The 21889-nt window shown below is 38.2% G+C and carries 12 protein-coding genes and 1 pseudogene; 11 read left to right on the plus strand and 2 right to left on the minus strand.

The window, feature by feature from the left end; translation table 11 throughout:
• Positions 1 to 225: 225 nt before the first annotated feature.
• Complete coding sequence (locus M2306_RS15375) at positions 226 to 8406, plus strand: fibronectin type III domain-containing protein (RefSeq protein WP_259189294.1); 8181 nt, start codon at positions 226 to 228, stop codon at positions 8404 to 8406.
• Positions 8407 to 8523: 117 nt separating this feature from the next.
• On the opposite strand, the gene M2306_RS15380 is transcribed toward M2306_RS15375, so the two are convergent.
• Positions 8524 to 8994 carry a CYTH domain-containing protein gene (locus tag M2306_RS15380; RefSeq protein WP_002988200.1) on the minus strand — a complete coding sequence of 157 codons (471 nt, stop codon included), beginning with the start codon at positions 8992 to 8994 and terminating at the stop codon, positions 8524 to 8526.
• Positions 8995 to 9074: 80 nt separating this feature from the next.
• Between M2306_RS15380 and M2306_RS15385 the strand changes: the two genes are divergently transcribed.
• Positions 9075 to 11147: a site-specific recombinase gene (locus M2306_RS15385; protein WP_259189298.1), complete on the plus strand. Its 2073-nt coding sequence runs from the start codon at positions 9075 to 9077 to the stop codon at positions 11145 to 11147.
• A 53-nt stretch (positions 11148 to 11200) separates the two neighbouring features.
• On the opposite strand, the gene M2306_RS15390 is transcribed toward M2306_RS15385, so the two are convergent.
• A complete protein-coding gene (locus M2306_RS15390; protein ID WP_259189299.1) occupies positions 11201 to 13066 on the minus strand; it encodes a monovalent cation:proton antiporter-2 (CPA2) family protein in 1866 nt (621 codons plus the stop codon).
• 213 nt (positions 13067 to 13279) lie between these two features.
• On the opposite strand from M2306_RS15390, the gene dinB reads away from it, so the two are divergent.
• From dinB to M2306_RS15435, 9 genes and pseudogenes are all read left to right on the plus strand, one after another.
• Positions 13280 to 14353 carry a DNA polymerase IV gene (gene dinB, locus M2306_RS15395; protein WP_259189300.1) on the plus strand — a complete coding sequence of 358 codons (1074 nt, stop codon included), beginning with the start codon at positions 13280 to 13282 and terminating at the stop codon, positions 14351 to 14353.
• A gap of 19 nt (positions 14354 to 14372) precedes the next feature.
• Positions 14373 to 15276, plus strand: a pseudogene (locus tag M2306_RS15400) (S66 peptidase family protein).
• Between the two features lie 9 nt (positions 15277 to 15285).
• Positions 15286 to 15645: a YraN family protein gene (locus M2306_RS15405; protein ID WP_259189303.1), complete on the plus strand. Its 360-nt coding sequence runs from the start codon at positions 15286 to 15288 to the stop codon at positions 15643 to 15645.
• A 175-nt stretch (positions 15646 to 15820) separates the two neighbouring features.
• On the plus strand, positions 15821 to 18259 hold the full coding sequence (locus tag M2306_RS15410) for a TonB-dependent receptor (protein WP_259189305.1): 2439 nt from the start codon (positions 15821 to 15823) through the stop codon (positions 18257 to 18259).
• Between the two features lie 98 nt (positions 18260 to 18357).
• Positions 18358 to 19089, plus strand: a complete 732-nt coding sequence (locus M2306_RS15415; protein WP_498882896.1) for a PepSY-associated TM helix domain-containing protein — start codon at positions 18358 to 18360, stop codon at positions 19087 to 19089.
• The gene (locus M2306_RS15420) at positions 19061 to 19510 is read left to right on the plus strand and encodes a PepSY-associated TM helix domain-containing protein (RefSeq protein WP_498882897.1); all 450 of its coding nucleotides are present in this window, start codon (positions 19061 to 19063) and stop codon (positions 19508 to 19510) included. The genes M2306_RS15415 and M2306_RS15420 overlap by 29 nt, the downstream gene beginning before the upstream one ends.
• Before the next feature lie 91 nt (positions 19511 to 19601).
• On the plus strand, positions 19602 to 20012 hold the full coding sequence (locus M2306_RS15425; RefSeq protein ID WP_115091962.1) for a BrxA/BrxB family bacilliredoxin: 411 nt from the start codon (positions 19602 to 19604) through the stop codon (positions 20010 to 20012).
• A gap of 69 nt (positions 20013 to 20081) precedes the next feature.
• Positions 20082 to 20813: a lysophospholipid acyltransferase family protein gene (locus tag M2306_RS15430; RefSeq protein ID WP_115091961.1), complete on the plus strand. Its 732-nt coding sequence runs from the start codon at positions 20082 to 20084 to the stop codon at positions 20811 to 20813.
• A gap of 77 nt (positions 20814 to 20890) precedes the next feature.
• Positions 20891 to 21889 (plus strand): acyl-ACP desaturase, encoded by a 999-nt coding sequence (locus M2306_RS15435; RefSeq protein ID WP_002988175.1) that lies wholly within the window; start codon positions 20891 to 20893, stop codon positions 21887 to 21889.

The following is a 21889-nucleotide window of genomic DNA, read 5'->3' on the forward strand; positions in this document are numbered from 1 at the left end:
GTGTTTACTTGCTTTATAGATAAAAGTAAAACGTTAACAACTTTGCTTTTTATGCTTATAAATGGAGTTTTAAGTTAAAAAGTAAAGGGAAAATACTCCGTTTTTTTGTGCTTTTAATTTTTTTAGTTTAAATCTTACACTACTCTGTTAAAAGAGATCGCTACTTCTCAATTTGTAATGTTTTAATTGCTATTTATATTTGGTCTAAATTAAAACACTGAAAGTATGAACAAGGTAAAGGTAAGAAATACCTTTTTAGTCACGCTACTTTTTTTTGTTTTGTGGGGCTATGTCCTACGGGCCAATATAGAAGTAAGTAAGGATAAAATAACGCTTCAGACAGCGGATGTCGAAGTACTATCCAAACCAAAGGAACACACAGAAGCTCCTACATTTGCTTTTTGTAAACCGCCAGAGCGTATTCAACTGCTGAATGTTTCTGCAGATACCTATACTTTAGGATGGGAAGCGATATCAAATGTTATTTCCTATGACCTATTTGTGAGTCCAACGAGTGTACCTGGAGCAGGACTTATGAATCCAACGCATACCACCACAGAGGCTACGCTAACGTTGGATTTACCGAACAATCAGGTCAACGTGTATGTTTGGATAAGAGTTACTTGTGAAAATAGCTTTAATGATCAAAGCAATTGGGCAGGACCATTCGCTATTCACTTGCCTATGACTCCCGTTTCTTTACCTTATTTTGAAGACTTTCAGCAGCCTCCCTTAGTTGGATTTAGCAATGATAGGACCAATCAATGGTATATTGGAGGTGGGGCAAAAAGTAATGCAGATCACGCGTTATACATCAGCAAAGATGAGGGTAGAACCAATGAATTTGCGTTGTATTCAGATCAAGTTTCCCATGTTTATAAAGATTTTATATTTCCACAAGATGCTGAAAATATTGCCATTTCTTTCAATTGGCGTTCAGTTGGGGAACATGAAGAGGATTATTTGAGTGTTTGGTTGGTTCCTCAAGACTATATACCAGTAGCTCGTACGCCAATTGATCTAAATAGAGCAGGGGTTAGACCAATTGGTCTGCGATACTATCATGAAAATGCGGTGTTTAAGAATGAAACCATTATCGTTCCTGTACAAGGACAGGGAGGACAAGTATATCGCCTCGTTTTTCAATGGAAACAAGAAAGTGGTGGTGGTGCTCAACCAGCCGCTGCTATTGACAATTTGAAATTGGAACAAGTGTCTTGTGCTCCTCCCATGGATTTTAAGCTAAACACGATTGGAGCTGAATCAATGAAGTTAGAATGGATTGCTAGTAGCAATCAACGATATGAAGTTCGCCTGAGTACAGAGGCTTCTCTTTCTAGTGCTAATGCGAGAACCTATACTGCGACAACGAATAATTTAGTCATTGATCAATTACAGCCAGCAACAACTTATTTTATTTGGGCACGTTCTATCTGTGAGGATGAAACCAGTATTTGGATTGGTCCTCTGGAAGTAGAAACGCAGCTAATTGCGAAGACCCTTCCCTATAGTGAAGATTTTGAAGGAGCGCCTTCCTTTGTTTTCGTCAATGGTGCGGTTAACAAATGGGTGGTGGGAACTGCTGTAAATCATGGAGGAAGTAAATCGTTGTATATTTCCAAAGATGGAGGACAATCGAATGAATATAATCCTAATACAGGTAGGAGAGAATTTTCTCACCTATACCAAGACTTTATGGTTCCTTCGGATGCTTTAAAATTAGCCATAGCTTTTGATTGGCGATGTGTGGGCGAAGGTTCTTATGACAATTTTAAAGTTTGGTTGGTGCCAATTACCTTCGTACCTCAGGCAGGCACGCAGATAAATGATAGAGATCGCGCTATGATTCGCGTGGGGCAAAATGCCTATTCTAACGCTGCAAATTTTCAACGAGAACAAGTACTTTTAGACGCTGCTTCTTTTGCAGGGCAAACGATGCGTTTGCTAATCGAATGGTCTCAGGATGAAAGTGCAGGAAATAATCCCGCAGCAGCAATTGACAATTTAAACGTTACGGCGATCAATTGTGTAGCACCAACAGGGGTGCGTACAAGTAATTTAAGAGCGGGTGCCTTTGATCTTACTTGGGCAGCCTCAAATAACACCACAGCGTATGACGTTTTTATTACAACAGATTTAAACTTAATTCCAACGGATACAACAACTCCGTTGGCTTCCACAGGTGAGACTACTTATTCCTTTTCGAATTTAAATGAAGCGACGAAATACCATGCGTGGATTCGTTCGAGTTGTCAACCTGGGGAAAATAGCACTTGGGTGGGGCCTTACTTCATGGAAACACCCTTAATTTCTAGTATTAGCTTGCCTTATACAGAAGATTTCGAGGCGAGTCCAAGTTGGGGATTTACACATGCTCAACCCAATCAATGGTTTGTTGGAAATGCAGTGAATCACGGAGGAGAAAAATCGCTCTATATTACGAAGGATGGTGGCGTGAGCAATACGTATAATTACGAGGGAAGTCAAATCATTCACGCGTATAAAAATATAGATATCCCACAAGACGTAGATATGTTAGCGTTAAGTTTCGATTGGCGTGCCCAAGGTGAAAAAGGATATGATTGGAATATTGGCAATTATAAGCCTACGGATTATTTAAGTGTTTGGCTAGTACCCAATTCGTATTTACCACAGGCAGGGGAAGCCATTAGAAACCAGACGCAGGCGTTGGCAATCAATGCGGAAGAACTATATTTAAACAATACCTTTACTTCCTTTGCGAAGAATGTCGATGTGAGTCAGTTTCAAGGACAAACAGTGCGTGTTGTTTTTGAATGGCAACAAGATGAGCGAGATGGACGTCAAAATCCTGCAGCTATTGACAATGTAGTCATTAGTCCTGTTCACTGTAGCGAGCCTACGGGGTTACAAGTGGATGCTTTTTCAGCACATACAATTACTGCTTCTTGGCAATCGAGAACCAATGTACAAGCGTATGAATTGTATTTGGCTACAGCGAATGAAGCGCCTACTGCATCAACTGTTGCTTCTTTTACCTCAAATAGTTCGACTTATACATTTGAAAATTTAAATCAAGCGACCAATTATTATATTTGGGTTCGCTCAACTTGTGGAACAGAGGCTTCAAGATGGATCGGACCTCTAGTGCTACAAACGACTTTAGTTCCTGCAAACTTGCCTTTTTCAGATGATTTTGAAACAGTACAAGAGTACGGAATAATCAATGATACCATCAATCAATGGTTTATTGGACAAGCCGTGAATCACGGTGGAACAAAGGCCTTGTATGTTTCTAATGATGGGGGACAAACCCATGCTTATACAGGAAATGTTCCTCATCCTGTAACGTCTCATGTGTTTAAGGATTTTGCTATTCCAACAGGAGCGGTTGATTTAAGTTTACAGTTTGATTGGATGTGCAAAGGGGAAGACCGATATGATGTGCTTAAAGTATGGTGGGTTCCTGTGACATTTACTCCACAAGCAGGCGTGCCAATAACAGCAAATGCTAGCGGAGGAATAAGCCTAGGTAGAACGACCTATAGCAACGCAACTGCTTTTGCTACAGAAACGATTAGCATCAATGCACAAACCTATGCAGGACAAACCATGCGTTTGGTTTTTGAGTGGACACAGGATTTATATAGTGGAAACAATCCACCAGCAGCTATTGATAATTTAGCGTTATCGACGACATTCTGCGGAGCTCCTACTGCAATTACAGTACAAAATGTATCGGATCAGGGATTCCAGACGCAATGGGAAACCGTAACAGGGGTACAAGAATATGAGCTGTTTTTAAGTCAAACTGCTACCCCTATACCAACAAGCGAAACGGTACCTACACACCGAACACCAACTGCTTCTCATACTTTTGAAGGATTAACAGCGGGACAATCGTATTGGGTATGGGTGAGATCTGCTTGCTCTAATACGGATCAAAGTGATTGGGTTGGACCACAAGAGGTAACCTTAGCCAATACACCGGTTGATTTACCTTATGTAGAAGATTTTGAATCGAATCCTACGTTTGATTTTACGGCAAATAGAAATAATCGTTGGTATATTGGTACTGCTGCACATGCATCAGGAACAAAAGGATTATACATCAGTGAAGATCAAGGTGCAAATAATACGTATTATACAGCGTATGATCAAGTGGTACACGCTTATAAAGATTTTAGAATTCCTACAGATGCTGCCGAATTGTCTATTGGATTTGATTGGCGTTGTTTAGGAGAAATAGACTATGATTTCTTTCGCGTTTGGTTGGTACCAGCTTCCTATACACCAGTTGGAGGTACATTGATCTCAACAAGTGTGGCTGGAGCTATACCTGTAGGACATGAAATGTTTGGTCAACAAACAGAATTTAAGAGAGAAAACTTTGTCGTTGAGGTAAGTGGCATTCAAGGACAAGTGTATCGTCTTGTTTTTCAATGGCAACAAGATAATAGTGGTGGATATCAACCTGCTGCTGCCATTGATAATCTGAATATAGAAGTAGTGACTTGTAGTCCACCAAGAAATTTTGCTGCAGGTGCGGTAACAAGCCGTACAATTGCGACAACATGGGAAGGAGATGGAGCGCGTTCTTACGATTTATATTTAACTACAACGAATGACATTCCAACAGCAGATACACCAGGAAACTATCGTTCGATGAATACCAACTTTGTGTTTCCAGATTTAGCGGAAGGAACTTATTATACCCTTTGGGTTCGCGCCGTTTGTGGACGTGATAAAAGTTTTTGGGTAGGTCCTCTTGTTGTACAAACAACATTAACCCCTGCGGCATTGCCTTATACGGAAGATTTCGAACAAAACCCAAGTTTTGCATACCAAAATGACACCCATAATAAGTGGATTATTGGAAATGCAGTGAATAATGGAGGAACAAAGGCTTTGTATATCTCGAATGACAACGGATTAAGTAATAATTACTTACAAACAGTGCCAGGAAGAGGACAAACTTCTCATGTATACAAGGATTTTGCTATCCCAGCTACAGGAATCGAATTGTTATTGAATTTTGATTGGCGCAACCTAGGAGAAGGAAGCTATGATAATTTCCGCGTTTGGTTTGTTCCTGCGGATTATACTCCACGTGCGGGTGTTCTTGTACAAAGTGATAACCGTCGTGCTGTGCGATTAGGGCAAGAATACTACGCTGGAAGTAGAACCTTTGCCACCGAACATATTACAATTCCGGCTCAAGAATACTTAGGCCGTACCATGCGTATTATTTTTGAATGGACACAAGACACAAGTACTGGTGAAAATCCAGCTGCTGCGATTGACAATATTGAATTCTTTATCAAGAGTTGTTTACCGCCAACAGCAGTGACGATTGGAGGAATAAGAGACCAAGGATTTGATGTGAGTTGGACGGGACAAAGTGGACAAAATGGATATGATTTATTCTTGACCACCGATCAGAATATAAGAGCGAACGAAACAACAGTTCCAACTCATACAACGACCGAAACGAATTATACGTTTGCGAATTTAGAGGAAGGTACGATGTATTATGTCTGGATACGATCGGCGTGTAGCCAAGGGGAATCAAGTTTATGGACGGGGCCTTTTATTGCTACAACGCCTTTGGTTTCGGTGAATCCTTTACCATACTATGAAGATTTTGAAGACACATTTAAAATTGGTGTTACACATGCATTACCGAATCAATGGGTGGTAGGAAATGCAGTGAATAATGGTGGAAATAAAGCCTTGTACATTTCAAATGACAATGGGGTGAGCAACAAATACACCTTCAATAAAAATCAAATTGTACATGCGTATAAAAACATTCATATTCCTGCGAACCTTGATCAATTGGAAATTAGTTTTGATTGGCGTTCTCAAGGAGAACAGCAATATGATAGCAGGGCAAGAGAAAATGTGGGAGTGGATTTTGTAAAGGCTTGGATTGTTCCATTATCATATATCCCAGAAGCGGGGGTAAGTGTTGCTAGCTCAAATCAAGCAGTGGCTATCGATGAACGAGGCTTCTTTAATAGTCGAGAATTTCAGCGATTCCAAACCCGAATGGATATTAGTGCCTTTGCAGGACAAGATGTTCGTATTGTTTTTGAATGGAAACAAGATAATCGCAGTGGAGAACAACCACCTGCTGCTATTGATAATTTATGGATTAAACCTTTTACTTGTAAAGATGTGATTGACGTTAAAGCGGTCAGAATTTCAAATTCATCCAATATTGAAATTACGTGGACGCCTCTTGGTCAAGAACAACAATGGGAGGTTTATATTGTAGAATCAAATCAGCCTGATCCAACGCCATTAAATGCAGGGATTAGAGTAGAGAATACACCGAGATATGTATTCAGGGATGCCGTTGAAGGCGCTTTCTACCATGTTTATGTACGCGCGATTTGTTCGGATAGTGAACAAGGAACTTGGAGCCCTGCTGTATTATTTAATATTTTTAACCCACCGGGATGTGCTAATATTGAAGTAGAACCGATTGATTTACCACAAGCAGAAGACGGAAGTTATGTTATTTGTGACGATGAAAGCGTAAACCTTGATTTAAAGGCAAGCTACTTTGATATCAAAGATACCTCTGATTATACCGTAGAAGCCATTGAATACAAACCTCCTTTCCCATTTGTTGGAGGAGATTTGATTCCATTAACGGAAGATGATTATTGGTCTAATGTGATTGATTTAGGTTTCGATTTTTGTTTTTATGGCAAGTCTTATGACAAAGTGTTGATTGGAACTAATGGGATGATTACATTTAGTGTAAAAGGACATACCGAAAATGGGTTATATAGCCCGAATTCTTCTTCGGGATATTCGATGAATCCAACGGTACAATTGCCGACGAATAGTTCAAATGCTAGTACCATACCTTATGTCAATACGATTTTTGGTGTGATGCAAGATTTGTACCCTCGCAATTCACCAGCGGATTATTCTATCAATTACCAGGTGTTAGGAACTTTCCCTTGTCGTGCCTTGGTCTTTAATATTTATCATTTAGGATTATTTGATGCTACTAGATGTCCATATGATGCTAATGATGTGGACGGAACTACGCAAACATCTCAAATTGTACTTTACGAAGGCACAAATATTATTGAAGTGTATATTAAAAATAGACCGAGTTGTTCAAATTTCAACGGCGGATTGGGTGTAGTTGGAATTCAAAATGCAACGGGAACTGCAGCTGTTGTTCCACCAAATCGAAATGTGGGAACATGGACTGCAGCGAATGAGGCTTGGCGTTTTGTACCAAGTGGAGAATCAATCGCTACATTTAGCTGGTTAAAAGATGGAGAATTCTTGACGGAACAGCAAGATATTAATGTAAATATTGATCAATCTGTAACCTATACAGGGCGTATTACTTACCTACATTGTAATGGAAATGAGCAAATTATTGATAAAGAATTCCGCTTTATTAAAGAGAAACCTCAGATAACAAAACCAATGAATTTAGATGCTTGTCATAGAGAACCTGGATTTGCCTATACGTATGATCTAGCTCAAAATGATAAACAGGTTGTAGGATCTTTACAAGCGAAAGATTTACTGGTTACTTATTTTGCTTCGGAGGAAGATTTATTAGCCAATATCAATAGTCTACCTACAACGTATACGACAACAGCGGTAGAACCGACGGAAATATACGTGAAACTAGAGGACAAATACACACATTGTTTCACCTACAGTAGTTTTTCTTTAGTTGTCAATAAAATATTGACTGCAACAACCGTTCAGCCTATTCTCGCTTGTCAAAGTTACGTATTGCCTGAATTAGCAGAAGGAGAAGCATACTATACCGAGCCTTATGGAAAAGGAGAACGTTGGGAAGGTGGCGATGTATTTGAGAACGTAGGAAAGCATCAATTGTATGTTTATGGGGTGAAAGAAGGATGTGCGTATCAAAATAAATTGACGATCGAAATTCTGGAGTTTATTCCTGCCTTTGAAATAGAAGATCAAGTGATGTACTGTGAACTTTATAGTTTGCCACTATTACCAAGAGGAAACAAGTACTTTACAGAACCAGACGGACAAGGACGAGAATTACAACCTGGAGAACAGATCTTAGTAGATCAGGTGATCTATATCTATTCCAAATCGAGTAAAGGCAAGGTAGATTGTACGGATCAATCTAGTTTCCGTGTAACGTATGAAGAATGTCCATTGCCGAAAGGATTTTCACCGAATGGGGATGGGATTAATGATCGTTTAGATCTGTCAAACTATGGAGTAACGAATCTGAAAATTTACAATAGAAACGGAATTGAAGTATTTAACTTCAATGGATATTATACCGATGAGTTTTCAGGTAAAGATAAAAGAGGAAATAATTTGCCTTCAGGTACGTATTACTATGTGGTAGTAACCAATGCTAAAATGCGTACAGGATGGATTCAAATAAATAGATAAACTAGATGACTTCGTGTTGTTTCTTTTAAATTGTTGATTTCTTAGTGAAGAAGCCCCTATTGATGCTCAATCAATAGGGGCTTACTTTTTATAGGTAAGACGAAGGTTTATCGTCTTTTATTTCCAAGTAGTAAAAGGATGATTGGATAAATAGGAATTGTAATACTCCAATTGCCCTGTAACCTCTTCGCCTAGCCAATCTGGTTTTTCAAAACTTTCATTTTCATCCTGAAGCTCCACTTCAGCTACAATAAGCCCTTCATTTTTACCGTGAAAGACATCCACCTCAAAGGTGTGACGCCCGACAGGAATAAGGTAGCGCGTTTTCGAAATAACGTGGTCTTCACATAAGGCTAATAAAGCTTCTGCCTCTTTGAAGTCGATTTCTTTTTCCCATTCAAAACGAGAGGTTCCCGCAGCGTTACTTTTTCCCTTGATGGTAATATAACCCTTGTCATTCTTTAAGCGAATGCGAACTGTGCGTTCCGCATCACTATTGAGGTATCCTTGTGCAATCGTGTTTTTCGAATGCGCCAAAGTTTCAAAATTTGTACGTTTGGTAAGAAATTTTCTTTCGATTTCAATCATAGGATATAAAATAAAGGCGTAAATTTATGCCAAGTTTTAGTCATTTCTATTCAACTGTTAAGAAAAAAATATATTTTTAAATGAAATTAAGATACATATTGCAATCACCTCAAGGAATTGAGGAGCTTTTTAATAAATATGTAGTTGATGGTAAAATATATACAAGTGAAGATATTTCATTTTTAGTCGATCTTGTACATATTTTTCGACCGCGAAATATAAAAAAAACAAATCGAGTTTCCATAGATTCTTTTACATCTTATTTAAAAACCCACGAAGTCGAACGATTAGCCTTGATTGAATATTTGAAAGAAATCCTTTCAAATAGACGCTTCAGCCGTATGATTTCAGATGCAGGAATTTTGCAAGATTCTGACTTCTTCTACGAAGTTAAAAAGCGTTTATGGGCTAAAGTTTTACCGTATCAACCCGAAAAAGACACCTATGAGTATGTGTTAAACCAAGTGTTTCACAAGCATACAGATGCCGCATGGGTTGATTTAATACCAGAAGAACAGCTGTTAGAACTATTCGATCAGTTGAACTTCATGGATATCTTTACTAATATTTCCGACGAGTCTGTCATGGGCGAGTTGTTGAACTCTATTGGTCTAATCACACAACGTATGAGTGGTAGAGCGATGGAGAGTTCGATTATTAGCATGGTGCCAGAATACTCTCACTTTGAAAGCCCATTCTTGGCTTTAGAGAAGGAGTTTATGGAAGTGGCTTCTAGTATTCTAAAAGGAAATATCAGCTATTTGACGCCTAATGATATCAACTGCAAGCAAATTAAAATCTTTCATAAACAGTGTTTGGATTTTGTCAACCAGGCCTTCAAGAACAGTTCCAAATATGGAATTTCGATTAAGGTCAACCAAAGTTTATTGCGTTTAAGACAGCAATTGCAACGCGTTGACGTTTTGCTTTCACTCATCATTATTGAAGGAGAAGATACCGCCTTAGAACAGAAGCAAAATACAATTCAATTGGCGCGTAAATTAATCGGATATAACTGTTATAAATACAACGTATCGGGATTAATTAAGGAAAGTACGCAATTGATTTCTTACGAAATTACACAGCACACAGCTAAAACAGGAGAACACTATATTACCAAAACCGCAGGGGAATATTGGCATATGTTTAGAGGATCCATGGGGGCTGGTATTGTTGTTGGTTTTATGTGTATTCTCAAGTTATTAGCACATAAGCTAGATGCCAGTATTTTTGGTCATGCGATGTTGTATAGTTTGAATTATGCTTTAGGATTCTGTTTAATCTATCTATTAGGCTTTACATTAGCAACGAAGCAACCTGCAATGACAGCTGCTGCGATTATTAAAGCAATTGAAGACGGACAAAAACAACACGTAGATAGTGCAAATAAACACATCGGATTTGCTAAATTGTTTGCGCGATTAGTACGCTCTCAGTTTATCGCCTTTATTGGAAACGTTATTTTAGCTTTTCCAATTGCATTATTACTGATGTGGGGATTTGATTCTGTCTTTGATGTAAACCTCGCTCAAAAAGAATGGAGAGGGATGCTTGTTGACGCCGATCCAATCGAATCAAAAGCATTGTTCCATGCTGGTATTGCGGGTATTTTCTTATTCTTGTCTGGTATTATCTCTGGAAATGTATCCAACAGAAATAAACACAACCGCGTTTTTTACCGCATCCAAGAACACCCTTGGTTGAAATATAATTTTGGAATTCAACGTTCAACAAAAATCGCCAACTGGGTAGATACTAAATGGCCAGGTATAGCTTCGAATATTTGTTTCGGTCTATTTATGGGTACTTGTGGGGCTATTGGAACCTTCATCGGTTTAGATATTGATATTCGACACATTACTTTTGTCAGTGGAAATATCGCCATCGGATTCTATGGATCAGGATTTGAAGCACCAACGTCACTTCTAGTATGGGCATTTATCGGAATGTGGTTGATTGGATTCATGAACTTTATTGTGAGCTTCGGTCTATCCATTCTATTGGCTTTCCGCTCTCGAAATATTCCATTTAAGGAGACGAGAGAACTGGCTGTAGCTGTGTTGAAATACTTCAAAAGCTTCCCAATGGAATTCTTTATTCCAACAGGAAATACGGCTGAAGTAGCAACGGAAAAAGCACCAGATAAAAAGTAATTACACCTATAAAATAAAAAAGGGAGAGGTCATTGGCCTCTCCCTTTTTGTATTTATTCGGTAGTATCTGTAGTGTCTGTGTCTTTTGTTTCTCTTTTCTGACGTAAACTTTCTTTTAATAAGTTAGATTGTTGCTCAAACTCCAGTCGAGATACTGTGATATAATCTTCTAAATTGTGAATGTTTTTGGCCAGTTTTCTCAAGGAAGCACGGTCACTTCGGATGAATAGCTCACTTTGTGTTCTCGCATCTTCATGGCTTAATCCCAGTTTCTCGAGCATCACTGATCCAACATAAACGGCCGTAAAGAAGTTCTCTCTATAGACTTCCGTAAAGCCATCTTGTAAATACTCGTACGCGTTCTTTCTGTTTTTAGCGCGGATGATGACTTCAACATCAGGGAAGTTTTTGTGTAGTATCTCAACTAAGTGTTGGTTTACATCTGGTGGATCCATAGCCGCAATAACATAATCGGCCTTTTCTACACCAATAGATTTTAAAATATTGATGGACGTAGCATCTCCATAGTACACATTAAAGCCTAATTTGCGCAAGTGATCAACGCGCTCCGCATCGTTGTCCAATACTAAAGTAGGAATGTCATTCGCTTGTAATAAACGCCCAATTGTATTTCCAAAGTCTCCAAATCCAGCAATGATAATCTTTTTATCCGCACTGATGTGAGATAAATCATCATACGGCTGATCATTCTTAGCTGAAGGGGTTAATCCTAAATAAGGGCTGATCCACTTTTCGTTTAACAACATTAGAATAGGCGTTACCACCATTGATAAGGCGGTTGTTGCCAAGAGGTAATCATACCACGTTTGGTCAATGATATTAATGGTTTTTCCTAAGGCTAAAATTACAAAGGCAAATTCTCCAATTTGAGAAAGTAAAATAGCAAAGAGGAACGATTGATCTTTCGGGAATTTTTTCCACTTACCGATAGCAAATAAAACAATCGCTTTGATTGCCATAGAGCCTACTAATAACGAAAGAATGATAAGTGGCTCCGCAGCGATGATACCAAAGTTAATGGTAGATCCTACTGCAATAAAGAAGATACCGAGCAAGAGAGCCTTGAACGGTTCAATATCACTTTCTAATTGATGCTTATAAGGATTGTTTGCTAAAACTACACCCGCAATAAACGCACCTAATGCTGGACTCAGCCCTACTTGTTGCATCAATAGCGATACACCAATGACGAGAAGTAAAGCAGAAGCGGTATAAATTTCGCGTATCTGTAAACGTCCTACAGATTTAAAAAGTGGATTAACAATATAGTTTCCAACCAAGAAAATAACAGTGATAGCCCCTAAAATAGCCATGGTTTTCATAAGCACAGGTTGGCCATCAAGCATACTGCTATGTGTGGTTGAAATCGGTATTTTTTTAGATACAGCCAATAGCGGAATCAACGCCATAACAGGAATCACCATAATATCTTGGAAGAGTAATACAGCAAAACTCGATTTCCCCACATTAGATTTATTAAGCCCCTTTTCAGAAATGGTCTGTAAAATAATAGCCGTAGAGGACATGGTTACCACAAATCCAATAGTAATTGAGGTTCCCATCCCAAGATTAAGGGCGAAGTAACAAACTGCTGTGGTTATAAGGGTGGTACCTAATGCCTGGGCGGTTCCCAGTCCGATAATTTCTTTCCGAATTTTCCAAAACTCTTTGGGATCGAGTTCGAGCCCTACAAGAAATAACATCATGACAACCCCAAATTCAGTTGCATGCATAATATCCGCTCCATCTTTCCCAACAAACCCTAAAACAAAAGGACCAATTAAAACTCCAGCAAATAAATAGCCTAAGACGGACCCCATTCCTAGTTTCTTAGAAATGAGAACACAAATTACTGCAGCAAATAAAAAAATAAAGGCCTGTGCTAAAAAATCATTCATTTTATGATTGTATTTTTTGAATTAAATAACAGTATGGTAACTATAACGTTTGTTTGTTAGAAATAACGCATACTTACTCAAAAAGTATTTGAGATACTTACAAATTTACGTAATACGACTTTGATTTACATGGAAAAGTTAAAAAAAAACGATAAATTTTTTAGGAATAGAAACTGAATTTTTTCAATTAATTTTGACCCAATTAGCCTTGAGATGAATCGAAAGATCATACATATTGATATGGATGCGTTTTACGCCTCGGTAGAACAATTAGATAATCCCGAATTAAGAGGGAAGGCTATTGTCGTGGGTGGAAGTAGCGACAGAGGAGTAGTGGCTGCAGCGAGCTATGAAGCGCGTCAGTATGGTGTAAGAAGTGCAATGAGTGGAATATTGGCGAAAAAGAAATGCCCCCACCTAATCTTTGTACCCCCTCGTTTTGATCGCTATAAGGAGATTTCGAGGCAAATTCGTCAAGTATTCTATGAATATACGGATCTGGTTGAGCCTCTCGCATTGGATGAAGCTTTTTTAGATGTAACCGAAAATAAAACAGGTTGCCCTAGTGCTACGTTAATTGCACAGGAAATCAGACAAAAGATTTTTGAGCGCACCCAATTAACCGCCTCCGCAGGAATTTCGATTAATAAGTTCTTAGCGAAAGTCGCCAGCGATTACAATAAGCCGAATGGACAAAAGACCATTAACCCTGAAGAAGTAGAAGCATTTCTAGAGGCTCTAGAAATAAAAAAGTTTTTTGGGATTGGTAAGAAGACTGCAGATCGCATGTATCATTTCGGTATTTTTACAGGACGTGATCTCAAGGCGAAACCCATCGATTTTCTAGAAGAGCATTTTGGTAAAGCAGGAAAGGCTTACTATTATATTGTCCGTGGGATTCACAATTCTCCTGTTAGTCCAGATCGATTGACCAAATCTGTGGGAACCGAACGCACCTTTGATGAAAATTTGAGTTCTGAGGTGTACCTGGAAAATAAACTGGAGCATATTGTAGAAGAGTTGAGTCTGCGGTTGAGAAAACAAGGACTAGCAGGTAAAACTGTTACCTTGAAAATAAAGTATGCCGACTTTGTACAGCAAACCCGAAGTACAACGTTTCCCTATTTTATTGCCGATGCAGGAATTATCCTAGATTGTGCAAAAGAATTGCTCTACCAAGAAAAATTGCAAAACTCAGTGCGTCTGATTGGCGTATCTTTGAGTAATTTAAACAATATAAAAGTAGCAAAGAAACCCGTAGCCGTACAGCTGCGATTTGATTTTTAAATCTGAATATATTCCAACCATGAGTTATACTATACCTCCCTATTTGCAAAAAGGCGATAAAGTGGCAATCGTCTGCACCGCTAGAAAATTTTCAATCGAAGAAGCGAAACCTGCCGTGGCTCTTTTAGAGTCTTGGGGATTGCAAGTGGTTTTAGGACAAACGATTGGGTTAGATAATTTTCAGTTAGGAGGTACAGATGCTGAGCGAATTGCAGATTTCAATGCGCAATTAAAAGATCCCGAAATCAAAGCGATTTGGTGTGCCAGAGGAGGTTATGGAACGGTGCGCATCATTGATGCGATTGATTTTTCATCGTTAACTCATCAGCCAAAGTGGATGATTGGATTCAGCGACGTAACGACCCTACACAGCCATGTGCATAACTTGGGGATAGCTACCATTCATGGAATTATGGCGTTCAGTGTTCCCTTAGCAAAAGAAGAGTCTAAAACTTCTTTATATAAGGCGCTATTTGGTTTGCCTTTATCCTATGCCATTTCTGCAGTTCCGGGTAATAAAAACGGAAAAGCTAAGGCGGAAATCGTAGGAGGGAATCTCTCTATTCTCTATAGTTTATTAGGGTCTGTTTCTAGTATAGATACCAAAGGAAAAATTCTATTTATTGAGGACTTAGATGAGTACTTATACCATGTAGATCGCATGATGCATAACCTCAAGCGAAATGGAATGCTGCAAGAGTTGGCGGGGCCTTGTTGTAGGGGGCATGACTGATATGCACGATAATTCGATTCCGTTTGGTTACAATGCACAAGAAATTATTTTGGACGCTGTCAAAGACTACAACTATCCGGTAGTATTTAATTTTCCAGCTGGACATGGCGCTTCCAATTGGGCGTTAAAATTAGGCACTATTGTTGAACTAGAAGCACAAGACAATCAGGTGACTGTCGCTTTTAGTTAAACACAAAATATGAGCAAAACAAATGAATTAGGAAAGTTAGGAGAGGATTTAGCGGTTGATTTTTTACAAGACAAAGGGTATCAAATCATCGCTAGAAATTGGAAGTATAGAAAAGCAGAAGTAGATATCATTGCTGAGGTAGATTCTTTTTTGGTTTTTGTCGAAGTGAAAACCAGAAGTTCGACTGATTTGGGTCTGCCTCAAGAGTTTTTAAAGAACCCGCAAATTAGACGATTAATTACTGCAGCTGACGCTTTTACCACACAATTTAAGCGAAAAGAAGAGGTTCGCTTCGATATAGTAGCTATTAGTATAAAAAAGTCTATTCCTGAAATAGAACATATTGAGCAAGCTTTTTATTGGTTTTGAGTAGAAAAAGACCAGATTTTATTTGATATTTTATCGATTATTGAAAAGGGAAGCCTATTTGATGAGTTTTCCTTAAAATTCTTATGTAAAAAAAGTCTAAATAAAATTTGTGGATTATTTAGAATCACTTTACATTTGTAGCGTTTTTAATAAGTCTAAATAACACAGATTCAGAATGAAGACGTATACTACATTGTTAGTTACCATTTGTGGAGTAATGGTAAGTTTCGCTCAAAACATCACAATCAAAGGAAGAGTTGTAGATGAGGTTAATAAACCATTACCTTTCGCAACAGTTGTATTGGGAGAAGGGCAAACAGCTGTTCAAACCAATGAGAACGGGGAGTTCAAATTGAATAATATTCAAAAAGGAAAGCACACAATGCGAGCTTCTTTTGTGGGATATTCAACTTCTCAACGAGAAATTACCCTAGCTAAAAACGAAGAAATTGTGAATTTCCTTTTAGTGGCTGATAGCCAATTAGAGAATATCACAGTGTACGGTAGAAGCAACAAAAACGTAAAAAACCTTCAGTATATCACGCGTTTGCCACTTGGATTACAAGATCAAGTACAATCAATCAGTATTGTTTCTGAGCACGTAATTAAAGAGCAAGGAGCCTTGACAATTACAGATGCAGCACGTAACGTAGCAGGGGTAACTCAGTTTTCTACGTACGGAGGACCTGCAGAGAGTATGTCAATGCGCGGATTCAGAGGAACACCAGTTTTGAGAAATGGTGTTGGAATGGATTCTGACTTTAGAACAGCTTCAGCGATTGCAGATATGCAAGGAATTGAAAGTGTTGAGGTAATTAAAGGTTCAGCTGCTGTATTACAAGGAATCGGAAACGGTTTAGGTGCTGCAGGTGGAGTGATTAATATGGTGACTAAAACGCCAAACTTCAAGAATCACAGAGAAGTAGGTTTCAGAGCTGGAAGCTACGGGCAAGTGAGACCAACAGTTGACTTTGAACAAGTATTAGATAAAAAAGAAACAGTTTCTTTCCGCTTCAACGGTGCATACGAAAGAAATGACGGATGGAGAACCCATGTAAATAACGAACATTTTTACATCAACCCATCCCTAACATGGAAAATCGATAGCAAAACCAAGTTAACGGTTGAAATGGATTACTTAAATGGAGATTATGTTACAGACAAAGGAACTGTAAACTTAGGTCCAGATTATGCGAATGAGTTATATAAAATGCCACATAATAAGTTTTTAGGTTTCAAAGGAGATTCTAAGAAAATTACAATGCAAAACTATGTTGCTCGTTTCGAAAGACAATTAACAGAGAAATTGAGCTTCAGAACATCTTATACGGCTTCTATTTACAATGAAAATGGTCGTTCAACAAACGTAACAACTGTTTTGCCTAAAAAAGAAATTGGAGACGATTGGAGCAAATATGGCGATATTAAACGCACCGTTTCTCAAGGACAATCTGACGATTATAACTCAGTATTCCAAGCAGATTTGATCGGAAAAGATATCTTCACTGGTATTTTAAAACATACATTCCAAATTGGATTTGACTACAGACAAACGAAAACAATTGCAGGTTCTGCAACAGGTAAAGTTTGGGGGAAAGACAAACAAGGAAACGACGCTTTAGTTGATTTCAAAAGTGATATCAATGTATTAGGCCCAATTGACAATACATTGCCAGATAACATCATCTACGGAGACATTGCTACAACAAGAACAATGTCACCAACAATCGGATTCATGGCACAAGATTATATCGCTATTGGTGATAAATTAAGCGCAATGTTAGGATTGCGTTACAGCCGTTTGAACGGTAATACAACTGAAAATGCTACCGTAGACCGTTGGAACCCAATGTTGGGATTAATCTTCAAACCACAAGAAAATATTAGCACATTTGCTTCTTATACGACAACAAGTAGTTTAAGACAATCAAATAAATTATTACACGGTGGTGGATATGCAGGAGCATCAGATATCAAACAATTTGAGTTTGGTTTCAAATCAAATTGGTATAATGATCACTTAGGAGTGAACTTTACGTACTTCTTCATCAACCAAAGTAATTTAGTTGCGCCTTATATTGATCCAGTAACAAATGAGCAGTCTAAAACAGAAAGCATCTTAGCTGGAGATTTAAAACGCAATGGATTTGAGTTGGAAATCAACGGTAAAATTACCAACAACTTAGAGGTAATGTTAGGATATGCTAACTTATATGCAAGATACCAAGATAGCCCACAATATGTTGATGGTTCTGCGCCAATGAACGCACCAGAGCATACAGCAAACGGATGGGTAAGCTATAAATTTGATCAAGGTACATTAAACGGATTATCATTGAGTGCTGGGGTTTACTTTGTTGGAAAACGTCCAGTTAATGAATACAGCAGAACATTAGATAATAGCCATAATACAAACGTAAACGTAAGACCATTTGATATGCCTAGCTACACAACAGTGAATGCACAAGCAGCTTATACTTACAAAAACGCGACGTTAAGTGTGTTTATGAATAACCTTTTCAACGAAAGAGGATACACGTCTTATTTCAGAGGAGGATACATCAACGAAATTTCACCTCGAAATTTTGCAGCACAATTGACGTATAGATTCTAGAATATCCCTTTAATTAGTGTCATTATAATTGAAATAATAATAAGTACAAACACGGTTTTATCAGATAAAATCGTGTTTGTTCGTTTTTGAATGTCCTTATGAAAACAAAGAAGACCTCTCCTTTTCGCAAATTGATGAATGACCTACACTTGTGGTTGGGTATCGCAAGTTCGCTTGTATTGTTTGTGGTTTGTTTAACCGGAACTATTTATACGTTCAAGACTGAAATCCAGGATTGGATGGAGCCTGCACGTTATCAAGTTACAGATAAAGGAACCGGACAAAGTAAACCCGTGGCGGAATTAGTGCAGCTAGTGGAAACTGCTACCCAAGGGAAAGTACAACGCGTAACTATGGTGAGCAATGAAAGCAAACCGTATGTGTTTTCTGTAAGAAGCGGAGAAGAGGGAAAACGCCCAGATGCGGTTCATGTAAATCCGTATACAGGCGAAGTCTTGGGGAAAGGGAAAGGGCCTGGAGATGAGTTTTTTATGACTGTCTTCAAATTGCACCGTTGGTTACTCCTTGATTCGTCAATTGGTAGACCTATCGTTGGAATTGCAACCATTATCTTTTGTTTTCTTTCAATCTCAGGATTAATCTTGTGGTTTCCAAAGAAAATTAAAGGATGGAAAAGCATTAAACCAGGATTCAAAATTAAATTCAACGCTAATTGGAAGCGTATCAACCACGATTTACATAATACCCTTGGATTTTATACGTTATTAATCGTTTTGATTATGTCGTTAACGGGCTTGTGTTGGTCCTTTGAATGGTACAGAGATGGATTGAGTGCTGTAATTGGGAACAAAGGTTTTTGGTGGACGTGATGAAGTAAAACCAGAATCGGTAGTACAAGACAAGCAAACGATTAGTTTAGAAGAAGCGTTGGCCATTGCAAATAAAGAAATGGAGTATGACTACCGTACGCTTGCGATAAGCTTGCCAAAAGACGAAGTTGGCGCGTATGAGGTAAACAAAAATGAATTGGCCAGATGGAATGAAACGGTGAATGACCGCGTGTTTATCGATCAGTATTCTGGAGCAGTAATCAAAAAAGAAATCTTTGCAGATAAAACGATCGGAGAGAAATTAGCGGGCTCTATTCGAGCGCTACACTTTGGTGATATCTATGGGTTGTTCTCTAAGGTTATCTATTTCATAACCTGTTTAATAGCAACTTCATTGCCGATTACAGGAATTTTTATTTGGTTGAATAAAATGAAAAAGAAACCCAAAAAGGCGGTCTAGTGCATGTTGGGAATACTTTAGCATTGAAATTGGACAAAATAAGAGAAAAAGTGTAACTTTGTTATTACAATTTTTAATTAAAGGTAATAGTATGTATCCAGAAGAAATAGTAAAACCAATGCGTCAAGAGTTAGTTGATGCAGGATTTTCAGCATTATATACAGCAGACGAAGTAGAAGCTGCTTTAGGTAAAGAAGGAACTACATTAGTAGTTGTAAACTCAGTTTGTGGTTGTGCGGCGCGTAATGCACGTCCAGGAGCAATCATGAGCTTAAATGGAGAAAAGAAACCAGCGCAAATCGTAACTGTATTTGCTGGAGTTGATAAAGATGCTGTTGATGCAGCACGTCAACACATGTTCCCTTTCCCTCCATCTTCACCTTCTATGGCTTTGTTTAAAGACGGAGAATTAGTTCACATGTTAGAGAGACATCATATTGAAGGTAATCCTGCAGAGTTGATTGCTGAAAATTTGATCGACGCATACAAAGAATATTGCTAAAAAGACACCACCTTCTATAAGGTGGTTTTTTTTTAAAGTGTATATTTGCTCAAGATATACATTGAGCTAATGCAAAAAATAATTTCATATCCGTTATCTGTACTATTCGTTATCTGTTTACTACTTGTACTCCTTTTTTTTCATGGAATACAATGGCTAGCACTTAACCTTTTTGGTTATAAAGCCCACAAGAAAGTGGTAGATGCTATGGTATGGTGGATTATGCTGTGTACAGGTATCTTAGGTACTACGTATCGCGTTTCAAAAGAAGAGGAACTCCCTACGGATAAACCAATTGTCTTCGTTTCTAATCATCAGAGTATGTTTGATATACCGATGATTATTTGGTTTTTTAAACAAAACCACCCCAAATTCGTCAGTAAAAAAGAATTGGGAAAAGGAATCCCGAGTGTATCGTATAACTTAAAGCACGGAGGATCTGTATTAATTGATCGTAATGATGCAAAACAAGCCTTAACCGTTATTCGCGGATTGGGCCAATATATCTCAAAATACAATCGGGCTGCTGTTATCTTTCCTGAAGGAACAAGAAGCCGTGACGGACACCCTAAACGTTTTTCAGAAAATGGGGTTAAAATGTTATGTAAGTTTTCACCAGATGCTTATCTTGTCCCCTTGACTATTAATAATTCATGGAAATTGTTTCGATTTGGAAAATTTCCTTTAGGATTAGGAGCCAAAATTAGTCTTTATGCACATAAACCAATGAAAATTAGCGATTATTCTTTTGAAGAACTCTTCGCTAAAACTGAGGCAGCCGTAAAGTCTAAAATAGAATAAAATACTAATTCTCGCAGTTACTCCCAAACAAACTAAACCAAACCGAAGAGCTAGTTGCGAAGTAAAAACTAATTGAAATGTCAACACACAATGTTCGTTTAGAAGTAATGCACTTCTTGGAAAAAAATATAGATAGCTTCGTTGATGATTATCTAATACCTGTGGAGAAAATTTGGCAACCTTCTGATTTACTGCCGAATTCGGAAAGTGAAACATTTTTAGAAGATGTCAAAGAATTGAGAGAATACGCCAAAGAATTGCCTTACGATTTTTGGGTAGTTTTAGTTGGTGATACCATTACAGAAGAAGCCTTACCTACGTATGAATCTTGGTTAATGGATGTAGAAGGAGTGAACCAAAAAGAAGGTGAAAGTGGAAATGGATGGGCAAAATGGATTCGCCACTGGACTGGAGAAGAGAATAGACATGGAGATTTATTAAATAAATACCTTTATCTATCTGGACGTGTGAATATGCGTGAAGTTGAAATCACAACACAATATTTATTGAATGATGGGTTTGACCCAGGAACAGATAGAGACCCATACAAAAACTTCGTATTTACAAGTTTCCAAGAGTTAGCTACTTATATCTCACACAATCGTGTGGCGAAATTAGCGAAGCAATACGGAGATCATAAGTTATCGAAAATCTGTCGTTTAATTGCGGGAGATGAGATGCGTCACCACCATGCTTATTCTGAATTCGTAGATCGAATCTTTAAAGTAGATCCAAGTGAAATGCTATTGGCTTTTGTAGACATGATGAAACGAAAAATTACCATGCCTGCAAACCTAATCAGAGAATCAGGAGGAAAAATGGGAGATGCATTTGAGTTATTCTCGGATTCAGCACAACGTATAGGAGTATATACAGCTGTTGATTATGTGGATATCATGCAGAAATTGATTGACCGTTGGCAAATTGCAAATTTAACTGGGTTAACGGACGAAGCAGAAAAATCAAGAGAATACTTGATGAAGCTACCTGCTCGTATGCTACGTGTGGCAGAACGAATGAGTATTGGAAAAGATCCACATATCTTTAAATGGGTACAACCCGCTATAATTAAATAA

The sequence above is a fragment of the Myroides gitamensis genome (assembly GCF_029894455.1).
In the GTDB taxonomy this organism is placed as follows: Bacteria; Bacteroidota; Bacteroidia; order Flavobacteriales; family Flavobacteriaceae; genus Flavobacterium; species Flavobacterium odoratum.